This window comes from Bradyrhizobium forestalis (assembly GCF_002795245.1).
Lineage (GTDB): Bacteria > Pseudomonadota > Alphaproteobacteria > Rhizobiales > Xanthobacteraceae > Bradyrhizobium > Bradyrhizobium forestalis.
This window is the reverse complement of the sequence record NZ_PGVG01000083.1, coordinates 1-10,888: the sequence shown is the minus strand read 5'-3', so window position 1 is coordinate 10,888 and position 10,888 is coordinate 1. Positions and strand designations below refer to the sequence as shown.

Sequence of the window (10,888 nt, the reverse complement as noted above, 5' to 3'; positions counted from 1 at the left end):
TCGTCAACCGTGGAGGGCTGACGAAAAGCAAGAACGTTGGTAGTCTCGGTCATGGCGTATCGCTCTCCTTGAGAGGTTCTGGCAGGCTGGACACCCGCCTCGATACGCCGCCTCTCTCAACCCGTCACCCAGTTTCGGCCATAGCTCGAGAACCACGCTTATCCAGTGCTACGCGGGACCAGGTCGATTAGGCTGTAGCTTGCGATCCTGCTCTGGTCGTGTCGGGCTTCGCCGCTCACGTGTTCTAATCGTCGCTGTCGCATTCGGCACAAACCTACAAGGCCGCTTCCGCTCAGGTTGTCCGACTTCGGACTACATGCTGCGGCTTTTGCATGGACGGCGTGTCCTTCGGCCTCTTCAGCAGCTGGCACAGCACTTGCTGGGCATGCCGCAGAGAGACGTCTGTATGAAGTGACTCCGCTCGCACCCGGGCGCGTCCTGCTAGGAACTCTCAAACGCGTTCTGCGAACCGAAACGAAAGCAGAGACCCGAGCGCGGCCCGCGCAGCACCATAAAGCGGAAAAGTGTGTGTAGCCGATGGTCAGGGCATTAGTAGTGCGAGGCGGAGTGATCGTTATTTCAGGACTGCGTTGCTGCTGACCAGCGTCGTCTATCGAAAGAGCCACAACACCGGGAGCATCCACGATGAGTAAGACAAAGTTGGACAACAATGTCACCGGTGTTAAGGTCATCAAGCGCGCTGCGCGGATAGGCGCTGAAGTGACCAATATAAAGGTCTCGGGAGATTTGTCGGACGAGACGATCGGGGCGATCAATGATGCCCTGCTTGAGCACAAGGTTGTGTTTTTTCGAGATCAGAGTCATCTGGATGACGCCGAGCACGAGCGGTTTGCTCTTCGTTTTGGTAGGCTTGTGGCTCATCCGACGATGGCGGTTACCAAGGGGACTACGTCAATGATTGAGCTGGATTCGGCCCGCGTTGGTAGTCGAGCCGACTTCTGGCATACCGATGTGACGTTCGTGGACGCCTATCCCAAGATTGCTGTCCTGAGAGGAGTGGTGATCCCGCCATTTGGCGGTGATACGGTTTGGTCGAACACCGCGGCAGCTTATCCCGGGTTGCCAAAGTCGCTTCAACGCCTTGCAGACGAGCTATGGGCAGTTCATACCAATGCTTATGACTACACCGTAATGGGGAATGCGAGCCAGGCAGACAGGCAACATTTCGACGAGATCTACACCAGAACGATTTATGAGACTGAGCATCCGGTCGTCCGCGTCCACCCTGAAAGCGGCGAACGTACACTCGTGCTTGGCGATTTGGTGCGAGGCTTTGTCGGAATTTCCAAGTACGATGGTCAGAAATTGTTTGATCTATTCCAGTCTCACATCACAGCGCCCGAGAATACCGTGCGCTGGAACTGGAGGCAAGGCGACGTGGTGATGTGGGACAATCGCGCGACCCAGCATTATGCGGTCAACGACTATGGCGATCAGAAACGCGTGGTACGTCGTGCTGTGGTCGATGGAGAGGTGCCGGTGAGTGTGGAAGGCCGACGCAGCGTAACTCGCATCAAGGCGGCCAAGTAAGCGCAGGCTTCCTAGGCCGCTTGCAAATCGACAATTGCACTAACTGATGGGAGCCTGCCCATAGGGCAGTAGCATCTGTCGTGAACTGCTCTCAGGTTGCGAGTGTCATTCAGATCCAGAGGGGTGTGATATCGTCGCGATCTCGCATCCTTGCGCGATTTCAGCATCTGCGGTGCTCTCCGCCAAGCGTCGCGTGCAATTGCCGCTGATGCTTGCCGCAACGGCCGAACCGCCGGCATTGAGCGCTCAAAAGGGGGAGCATGCCCCGTGCGAGTACATCCGTTGTTGAATGACTACTTTAGTGTGTCCGGAAGGGGCGCCGCACGAAGCAACAAGACATCGCCGACACGCACTGTAGACAAAAGACTTCTGGACAGAAGAGGGCTCCGCCTGAAGCAATGAGCTCCGCGGCAAGAGGGCTATTTCAGGTGGGCTCAGCCTTGAAGGCAGAAGGTCGTCGCTTCAGGGCACGGTTCGACGCCAGCTGCAACATCGGAAAAAAACGTGGGGCGGGAACGCGCCCGCGCCAAACACGGGGCGTCCTGCGAGTAAAGATGTTCTTGTCAGCACGCATATGCTTAAGCTTACACATTCGTTTGCTGACGCAGGCAATCCTGGTCCACAGGCATTCGAGTGTTATGTGATACCAGAGCCGGGCCTAAGAGAGAACGTCTATGAAAATAACGGCGGTTCGCACGCACATCCTTCAAGCAGATCTCTCGCAGGCGCTGGCGTGTTCACGGGGGTGGTATAATACGCGCACAGCCATGTTGGTCGAAATTGAGGCAGATCAAGGCCTCGTGGGCTGGGGAGAATGTTATGGCCCGGCGCGGATAACGGCCGCAGCCGTCGAGTACGTTGCGCCATGGCTCATCGGAGAGAATCCGGTGCGCTCGGACTATCTTTGGCGTTTGATCTACGCGCGAATGCGTGATCACGGCCAGAAAGGTGTTGTGATTCAGGCTTTAGGCGGCATCGATATCGCGTTGTGGGACATAAAGGGCAAGTATTTTGACGCCCCCGTGCATCAGCTACTGGGTGGTGCCCAACGTAGCCGGATCTCTGCGTATGCCACCGGCCTATATCGGCGCCAAGCTGCGGATCCGATCAACTACCTTGCCCAAGAGGCCGCCGGTTACGTCGCCGAAGGGTTTCCTGCCCTAAAGCTTCGAGTCGGCTTCGGCGTGGACGAAGATGCCGCGGTAACGCGCGCCGTGCGCGAAGCGATTGGACCGGACGTGGCATTGATGGTCGATGCAAATCACGCCTATGACAGCGTCGCTGCCATCCGGCTCGGGCGGATGATTGAGCAGCACGATATCGGCTGGTTCGAGGAACCGGTTCCGCCGGAAGATGTCGCCGGCTATCGTGCGGTAAAGTCCGCGCTTTCGATCCCAATAGCCGGCGGCGAATGTGAGTTTACTCGGTTTGGTTTTCGAGAGTTATTCGTCACCCGTGCGCTCGACATCGCGCAGCCCGACACCTGCGCTGCGGGCGGTCTATCCGAATGCAAGAAAATCGCCGATATGGCGGAAGCATTCGGAGTCCGCTATAACCCGCATGTCTGGGGCACCGGGATCGCTATCGCCGCATCCCTACAGCTGCTTGCAGTTCTGCCGCCGCATACGCCGCCTTCGCTAATGCCGATTGCGCCAATATTGGAATTCGACCGCACCGAGCACCCAATTCGGCAGGCAATTCTCGTCGAGCCGCTTGAGCACGTCCGTGGCGTCGTCCAAGTGCCAGACGGACCGGGCCTCGGCGTTGAAATTGACCGCAAGACACTGAGTAGATTTGTAGCGCGGTAGTGTCGCAGTGAGATGCGATTCGACCCGTACGTATCTAATTCGCTTGCACTGTGCGTACCCTTATGCGGCTGACCCGCTCCTGCCGAGAACGTCCAAGCTGCTTGCGCGGTCAGAAATCAAATCGAATTTTATTGGCGGAGCTTCTTCGGACCCCTCAGCTCGTTTGCTCGCGGGAAGTCTGGCTGCGACATACAACAGGTCTTCACTCCGACAGTCCTATACCGAACAAACAGCGGCTCAATTCTAAACGGCTGAAAGCCCTAATCGTTGAGCAACCTGTACGATCAATGCCAGGCTTCGATTGCTCGATGTGAGCGTCTGCTGGATTGTTTCGATGCGTCTGTGGCCAACTCCGGTATGAGATGCAACCGTCGTAACTTCACGCGGGACTATCGCCTTGGCAATGTCGAGCTGGAGACGTACATGTCGGGACCAAAACAGTGAGCAGTTCGCTGCGAGAGAACAAGACCCATGGGCTTTCTGTCTCCTCAAGCAATGTACACAATCCTGGCGGCACGCCAATTGCTGGGGATTGTCACGGATAGTGTCGTTCGCACGTTAGGTATACCGCAGAGTTCAAATGAACTCTTCGTTATACGAGCGCCTCCAGGCCGCGCTTTTTTGACTGCACGGGGCAACGGCGGAACGGAGCCCGAGAGACAAAGCGCCGTGCATTCGATGACGGCTCGCGCACGTGGACTTGCTGTAGATATGGCTGCGTCGAGCCCGAAATCTTGCTGCAGAGCCGAAGGCACATCAATGTCCAAGATCCTGCTCAACCTGCGTGCTCTTCTCGATCTAGAACCGATCGAGAGAAACCGATTTCGTGGCAATGCCGCGGGCAGCGGCGCCCGAGTATTATTTGGCGGCCAAGTGATCGGCCAGGCAATGGTCGCGGCATGCCGAACAGCGGAGCGCCGGCTGCCACATTCGCTCCACTGCTGTTTTATCCAATCTGGCGACCCGCATTTTCCGATCATTTTTCAAGTCGAGCATTTACGAGACGACAACAGCTATTCCATCCGGCGCGTCACCGCGATGCAGCGTGGCAATGCAATTTTGTCGACCATGATGTCCTTCCATGCCGAGGAGAAGGCCGCTTTCGACCACCAAGACAAAATGCCCGTGGTTCCGCCGCGAGAAAAATGCACAGTCAAGGAAGTATTCGAGCCGCCTACATTTGTCGAAACGGCTGAGTTCATTCGCCGATACTATGCGATCGACCTGATCCCGGTGGAGACTGGCCGGTATCTGGGCCAGAAGGTCGATGACGGCCGCGTTCATATGTGGATTAGAATTGCCGAGAAGCTACCGGACGAGCCGGCGCTGCATATGTGCGCGCTGGCCTATGCCTCCGATTACTCGCTGCTCGATGCGGTAACCGCGCGACACGGCCGCGCGCCTTTCGATAGGCGGATAATGGCCGTGAGCCTCGACCACGCAATGTGGTTTCATCGGCAGTTCCGCGTCGACGATTGGCTGCTTTATGCTCATGATTCACCAAGCGCACAAGCTGGCCGCGGTCTCACGCGAGGCCTTATGTTTAGATCCGATGGTGCGCTGGTTGCGTCCGTCGCCCAGGAGGGCGCGGTGCGCGAGCGATGGTGAGACTCACGTAACATCAATTTATGATCGGCGGCTTCGAACGGATGCATGATCACCATCGCAGGTGCCCTCCGCACGTGGGATGTGGTCTTGCTAACGAGACGAGGAATCGTGATCGCCGGGTCCGAGTGCTTGCGGACAATCTTACGGCAAAAACGTCGCGCGAGCGGCGCGGTTGCCCACATCCGACGTGACGTGACGAGGCGTTCCCAGCTCAGGGCGGAGGCAGCCTTGGAGCGCGGCCACGCGTAATGTGCGCGAAAACGTGGCTGTGCCGCGCCCGAGCTAGCGCATTTTAGGAAAGATTGTCACGATGCCGTTGACGGGTTATCAGCTCTGCCTGTATAGCTGCGGATGATGGCGATGGCGTGTACGTCTGATCGTCAGTCCTGGATAGGCCCGACAGACTACCATAGAACCGGAATTGGCGAGGCCATTTCCAATCGCGTCAGACGACATCGTGACCATGTTGTGCGACTGCGCTACGGTGACGAATGACCTCTGGTTTGAGGCTTATTGACCGGCAGACCAGTTCGATCGCGCTTGGTACGCCAGATAGGCGAGCGGCACATAGCGCATGCGCAAATAAATACCGCATCCGACGAACTCGCGGGTCATCTTTGGCGGTCACCGCAGATCCTCCTTTCCTTCATGATCATGAGCAACTCCACCCGCCTTCGATGAGATGTTTCCCGCTCTGAGACGGCGCTGCAGCCAAGGACGCGAGAGCACTGCTGCCTCCAGTGATACTTAAGAGCGTGGTAGAGTGCCCTTTGGGTAGAGTGCCCTTTGGGAAGAGTGCCATGAGCAGCCAATTCGACAATGCTGCCGTTCTCCATCCTGGCCCACTGGCGTAGCTCGGCTCGGATCCTCGAAGGACGTATGTTCCTACCGACCCCTATCGGAGGTCTGATTCGACGCTGTTGTGTGTTATGCCTTTGTCTCGTTCTTCACAATACCACGAGAGCCGTGGCTATTACGATCTTTTGCCGCGCGGACTCAAAGGATCGAAGCGCAACCTGCATCAGTATCGCTGGCACAATGGTTGCTTGCGCCTATCGGCAACTAGTTCTTCCGGAAAAGATGGATGTATCCAGACGCGCTAGCCGAAGCGCGTGTGTAATCAGCCGCTGACCCATTCGGAGCATATCTCGGTGAGCCAAACGCTGCCTTGGGAGAGGACTCGGCTTCAACTTTCAAGAAGAGGGCTGGCCGCTTCGGAGCTCCCGCTCTTCGGAATTGACCTCGCTCATTATTGAACGGCCTACAGGAGGAGCCTAATGGATCTCGCATTCACCAAGGAGGAGCGTGCGTTCCGAGAAGAGGTTCGGCAGTTCCTGCGCGAAACTGTGCCGGGGGAGATGCGACGCAAGCTGGTTGAAGGGACGCAGCTGTCCAAAGACGAGATGGTGGCTTGGTGGCGCATCCTGAACAAGAAAGGTTGGTGCGTGAACCAATGGCCCAAGGAGTATGGCGGGACAGGCTGGACCTCGGTGCAACAGTACATCTTCAAGGAAGAGCTACAGATGTATCCGGCGCCAGTGCCACTTGCCTTCGGAGTCGCCATGGTCGGGCCAGTCATCTACACTTTCGGAAACGAGGCTCAGAAGAAACAGTACCTGCCGCGGATCGCGAACATGGACGATTGGTGGTGCCAGGGGTTTTCCGAGCCAGAAGCAGGCTCTGACCTAGCTTCGTTAAAGACCAAGGCCGAACGGAACGGCGACAAATATGTCATTAACGGCCAGAAGACGTGGACAACCCTCGCCCAATATGCCGACATGATCTTCTGCCTGTGCCGAACCGATCCGACCGCAAAAAAGCAGAGCGGCATCTCCTTTATCCTGGTCGACATGAAGAGCAAGGGCATCACCGTGCGCCCGATTCAAACGATTGACGGTGGTTATGAGATCAACGAGGTGTTCTTCGACGAGGTTGAGGTGCCCGTTCAAAATCTGGTCGGCGAGGAAAATAAGGGTTGGCATTATGCGAAATTCCTGCTCGGTCAGGAACGCACCGGCATTGCACGCGTCGGCGTGTCCAAAGAGCGCATACGCCGGATTAAGGAGGTAGCGTCGAAATTTGAATCCAGTGGCCGTCCGATCGTCGAAGATCCAGTATTTCGTGAGAAGTTGACTTCTTGCGAAATTGAGCTGAAGGCGCTGGAGCTGACGCAGCTCCGGGTAATCGCGCATGAGAGCAAGCATGGCAACGGCATGCCGAATCCGGCTTCCTCGGTACTGAAGATCAAGGGCTCGGACATCCAGCAGGCGACCACTGAACTTTTGTTGGAAGTAATAGGGCCGCTCGCCGCACCTTACGATGAGAGCGTGGACTCTTCATGTGAAGCAATGGAGTGGATTGCGCAGATCGCGCCAACCTACTTCAACAACCGGAAGGTCTCGATCTACGGCGGCTCCAACGAAATTCAGCGCAATATCATCAGCAGGGCGGTGCTGGGACTGTAGTCACGTCCTTCGTCTTGCGCGGGCTTACGAGATCGCTGGTGAGTAGGGTCTGCACATATCGGCGCGAAAAGCTCCCATCGGCACAGTGCTTTCGCGAATGTCCGCTCGCCGGCCGCCTGCGCATCGGCCCTAGCTGACAGCGGGCGAGGTTCAAAGGGAGTCCTATAACTTTATTGCAACACGGGCCAGATAACATGGATTTCGAGTTATCAGAGGAGCAGCGGCTGCTCGAGGAAAGTGTCGATGGGCTGCTCGCGGATGCCTATAATTGTGAGGAGCGCAAGAACTACAACAAGGAGAACGGCGGACGGAGCAAGCTCATCTGGCAAAAGCTGGCCGAGCACGGCCTGCTTGGCCTGGCTCTGCGGAAGGCGATGGGGCTTCGGCGCCGGCGTCGTGGAGACGATGATCATCATGGATGCGATCAGACGCGCGCTGGGTATTGGGGCCCTATTTGCCGACCGTCGTGATCTGCGGTGGTTTCCTGCGCCATGCCGGTTCCGCCGCTCAGAAGGCCGCGCACCTTCCCTCAATAATCGGTGGATCAAGGACGCTTGCGTTCGCTCAACTCGAGAAGAGCTCCCGCTATGATCTTTATGACATCACTACGTCGGCGAAGAAGAGGGGCACGGGTTGGCTGCTCGACGGTGAAAAACTGTTCGTCATCAACGGCCACAGCGCCGAGACGCTGGTCGTCACAGCGCGTAGCAGGGGCGTGCAGCGTGGCAAAGGCGGCAGCGGCGTCTTCTCGTTCCAGCCGACGCCAAGGAGCTCGCGAAGAAGATCTATCCGACGCAGGACGGCCTGCTGCCGCCAACCCTGCAGCATCGCGCGGCCGACATGTTCGTCGCACTCGAACTAGCGCGCTCGATGTCGATGGTGGCCACCATGGCCATCAATTTCGACGATGCGGCCACCTGGTCGCAATCGGGCGCAGCGGCAAAGGTGCGGATCGCGCGAAGCGGGCAAATTGATCGGCGAAGAAGCAGATTCAGCTCCATGGGCGCATCGGCATGACCATGGAGGCCAGGACAGGTCGTTATTTCAAACGGCTGACCATGATTGAGGCGGCGTTGGCGATACTCGTTATCACCTCCATCGGGTTGGCGAGAACGGTGCGCTCGTGTGAGCTATGCAAAGACATCAATAAGGACGCAACTATCGTGACCGCTAGGCGTCTCGCTGGAGCTGATGCAGCGAATTGCACGCAGAGCAATTTTGAGAAGCCACGTGACGTCCAGGTCTGGCCCACAAACGTGAGCGCTCGACCATATCGGTACGAGGAAAGCCTCCTTGCCGAGGTTAGGCGTTTTGTTGAGAACTGTCCTTATGAATATCGTGGACGTCTCCGATGATACAAGAAGAATCTTTGGAATGAGCACTGCTCTAACCTCTCGGAAAGAAAGAGGGAATTCTCAATGTTTCTTACCAAGACGCGTGAGGGGCGATGGGGCCGAAGCAGCGAAGGTCCTCTGCCGGCCACATCCTCGGACTGTAAGCAACAGATGTGCCACCTTTCGCACCGAAACGCTCTGAGGTTGGGAAACTGAGCTGCACGGCAGCAATAGCACGGGCTTTCGATTCTCCGGGCGAGAACTCTTTTTGATTTTTCACTAGGCGGCTAATTTGGCGAAGGAAACCCATCGCAGCTGTCGGCTGTGAGCCGCTATCGAACACGGTGTGCGATCTCAGGCCGGTGCGGTAGGGTGCCGAGGTACTATGGTTCTGAAGTAGCACATCGTTTGCCGAGAACGGCAGAACAAGATCTGGTAGGCTCGCAAAGAGTAGACGTATGTTATGGGACAAGCGGCTCGTTGACTTTGACGCTTGTCGGCCACCTCGAAGTCGCGCAAGCACGAGCGCCCTGCCTGAGGAAGGGTTATGTCTTCTTAGTTACTTGTGCTGAGAAAGTTAGACGACGGGCGGTAAGGTATAATGATCGACCTGAAAGGTTGCTGGGGAGCGGAGCTGAGCACGGCCTTAACTTTCGGGCGCAGGCTTTCGACGTGTGGGATCTCTCTTGAGTGTGAGGATCGGCCCGGTGGCGCGCGCCATAAACAGACATCGGCGCGTATGTCGGCAACTCACTGCGGTTTGCTGAGGCGTCGCAGCTCGCCGATATTGTCACGTCGATCAAACTAAGGGATTACGAACATCCTAACGGTGCATTCTGGGCTAGTTCTGGATGTTCGCCGTATCGCGGGCTACCGAAGAAGGTTCAAGCATGTGAGCGCTTATGAGGCGAGCGTCGAAAACGGACTGTCGATTTCCGTCGTGCTTAGGAGCCAGTGTGGACTAGGAGGAGAGCTTGACCGCTAGTAACGAAATCTTGGGCTCCGTGAGGCCCGGAAAACCTCTGCCGGGGTCTCCGGTTATTGGTACGTGGCGCCTACGCTCTTACGTTCGCGAACGAATATCAGACGGGCACCGCCACAATCAATTTGGCGAGGCCCCTATTGGCTATATAGGCTATGCGGCGGATGGCAGAATGTACGCAATTTTCACGCGGAACGATAGGATCGTACCTCGCGACGTGGTTCCTACCGATCAGGAAGGCGCTGAACTGCTCAGCACCATGGTCGCCTATGCTGGCACATTCTCGTTGGGCCGGAACATCGTCGTCCATCACATCGACACATCATGGAACCAAGCATGGACCGGCACCGATCAGGTGCGGTATTTTATGCTCGAAGGAGATAAACTGACGGTTACAACCGCTCCCTATAGGAGCTATCTGGACGGCAGCATGGGCCGATCGATACTCGTCTGGAATAGAATCAAATGAAGTCGCGCCCTCGGGTTACTCATAGATGCAACTAGTGGAGGCACAGGAGGCGACAGACGAGTAGGCGAGCAGGTATAAATCAACGAGGTAGGGGCCAAAGAAATCGCTCATCTCTGGCTGAAGCATTGCCATCCAGCAATTCGTGACCACGTGATGCAGCTTCTTCGAACCTAGGTCTGCTGGCGCAATCCAGGGCGGGCCGGCGAGGTGGACAAACCTGATAGGGTCATCGGTCGAGTTGCTGGCGGCCGTATAAAAATCCGTCAGCGTGGATTGCTTCGTGCGGAGAGCAGGAGGAAGCGCTGCAGCGCTCAAGCCAAGAACGTACAGCGGAATAGCTTGCGTGTCTGATGGTTGTTAGACCTTCGTTCTGCGATCGTACAGCTGCCTTTTTGCAGCGCATGCGTATCGCGAGCTAGGAGTTTAGTCCCGGCATTTGCTGGAGCGGGTTGAGTTTGAATCGTTCGGGCTGGGAAGTCCAGCATTTGCAAATGTATTCGTAGGGTGTGAGGCCCTTCAGGGTCTTCAACCGCCGAGCATAGTTTAGGCGTTGATCAAGTCGGCAAGGTGAGCTTCGAGCTGATCGTGTCGATCGTAGTAATAGCGTTGGACGGTCGCTTCCTTGATCGTGCGGTTCATGCGTTCGACCTGGCCATTGGTCCAGGGATGCT

Annotated in this window: 5 protein-coding genes and 2 pseudogenes; 6 read left to right on the top strand and 1 reads right to left on the bottom strand. The window is 56.8% G+C overall.

What is annotated here, in order from left to right:
• The first annotated feature begins 645 nt into the window (after positions 1-645).
• The 6 genes and pseudogenes from CVM73_RS38245 to CVM73_RS38215 all read left to right on the top strand — a co-directional run bounded on the left by CVM73_RS38245 (position 646) and on the right by CVM73_RS38215 (position 10,217).
• Positions 646-1,551, top strand: a complete 906-nt coding sequence (locus CVM73_RS38245) for a TauD/TfdA dioxygenase family protein (protein WP_100236875.1) — start codon at positions 646-648, stop codon at positions 1,549-1,551.
• 674 nt (positions 1,552-2,225) lie between these two features.
• Complete coding sequence (locus CVM73_RS38240; protein WP_100236874.1) at positions 2,226-3,359, top strand: mandelate racemase/muconate lactonizing enzyme family protein; 1,134 nt, start codon at positions 2,226-2,228, stop codon at positions 3,357-3,359.
• A 759-nt stretch (positions 3,360-4,118) separates the two neighbouring features.
• The gene (locus CVM73_RS38235; protein WP_100236873.1) at positions 4,119-4,967 is read left to right on the top strand and encodes an acyl-CoA thioesterase; all 849 of its coding nucleotides are present in this window, start codon (positions 4,119-4,121) and stop codon (positions 4,965-4,967) included.
• A gap of 1,277 nt (positions 4,968-6,244) precedes the next feature.
• Positions 6,245-7,432, top strand: a complete 1,188-nt coding sequence (gene pimC, locus CVM73_RS38225; RefSeq protein WP_100236871.1) for a pimeloyl-CoA dehydrogenase large subunit — start codon at positions 6,245-6,247, stop codon at positions 7,430-7,432.
• 194 nt (positions 7,433-7,626) lie between these two features.
• Positions 7,627-8,561 (top strand): annotated as a pseudogene (locus tag CVM73_RS38220) (acyl-CoA dehydrogenase family protein).
• Between the two features lie 1,209 nt (positions 8,562-9,770).
• Positions 9,771-10,217 (top strand): lipocalin-like domain-containing protein, encoded by a 447-nt coding sequence (locus tag CVM73_RS38215; RefSeq protein ID WP_245452552.1) that lies wholly within the window; start codon positions 9,771-9,773, stop codon positions 10,215-10,217.
• A 415-nt stretch (positions 10,218-10,632) separates the two neighbouring features.
• Here the strand turns inward: CVM73_RS38215 and CVM73_RS38205 are convergent.
• Positions 10,633-10,888: pseudogene (locus CVM73_RS38205) on the bottom strand (integrase core domain-containing protein); the annotation flags it as partial.

Coding starts and splice junctions, on each gene's coding strand:
- CVM73_RS38245 (WP_100236875.1), top strand. CDS start 646: ATGAGTAAGACAAAGTTGGACAACAATGTCACCGGTGTTAAGGTCATC.
- CVM73_RS38240 (WP_100236874.1), top strand. CDS start 2,226: ATGAAAATAACGGCGGTTCGCACGCACATCCTTCAAGCAGATCTCTCG.
- CVM73_RS38235 (WP_100236873.1), top strand. CDS start 4,119: ATGTCCAAGATCCTGCTCAACCTGCGTGCTCTTCTCGATCTAGAACCG.
- pimC (WP_100236871.1), top strand. CDS start 6,245: ATGGATCTCGCATTCACCAAGGAGGAGCGTGCGTTCCGAGAAGAGGTT.